Genomic DNA, 770 nt, shown 5'->3' on the forward strand with positions numbered 1-770 from the left:
CTGGCCCGCACCAGCGGCTACTCCCGCTCGCAGCTGAGCCGCTTGCTGGCTCGCGTGCTCGAGGGCGCCCCCCTGGGCAAGCGCTACCGCGCCCCAGCCCACGCCTTTGCCCGGCGCTACACCGCAGCCGACGTCGATCTGCTGGTGCAGGTCGACCGTGCCCATGGCTGTCTGTCCGGGCTTGCGACGGCGCATCTGCTGCGCCGCGCCTGGCATGTGCACGGCGATGCGCGCTTTGAGCGCTTGGCGCAGCTGTCGCCCTCGCACCTGTACAACCTGCGCAAGACCCGTCCGTACCAAGCCGCCCGGGTGTCTTTCACCAAGACGCGCGCCGTGGTCAACGCCATCGGCGAGCGCCGCGCGCCCAACCCTCAGGGGCAGGCGGGCTTCATCCGCATCGACTCCGTGCACCAGGGCGATCAGGACGGCATCAAGGGGGTCTATCACATCAACGCGGTGGACATCCTCACCCAGTGGGAGGTGGTGGCCTGCTGCGAGCGCATCAGCGAGGCTTACCTGCTGCCGGTGCTGGAGCAACTCATCGAGCAGTTTCCCTTCCCCATCAAGGGCTTTCACTCCGACAACGGCGGCGAGTACATCAACAAGACGGTGGCGGCCTTGCTGCACAAGCTGCACGCCGAGCAGACCAAGTCTCGCCCGCGCAAGAGCAACGACAACGCGCTGGCCGAGGGCAAGAACGGCTCGGTGGTGCGCAAGGCCTTCGGCTACAGCCACATCCCGCAGCGCTTTGCCGGTCTGATCAACGCCTT

The 770-nt window shown here is 67.4% G+C and carries 1 protein-coding gene; it reads left to right on the forward strand.

Annotated features, from left to right (window positions below):
* Positions 1–770, forward strand: a 770-nt coding sequence (locus ML342_RS11530; protein WP_338065007.1) for a DDE-type integrase/transposase/recombinase, incomplete at both ends; no start/stop codon positions are given.

The organism is Thermomonas alba (genome assembly GCF_022419205.1).
In the GTDB taxonomy this organism is placed as follows: domain Bacteria; phylum Pseudomonadota; class Gammaproteobacteria; order Xanthomonadales; family Xanthomonadaceae; genus Thermomonas; species Thermomonas alba.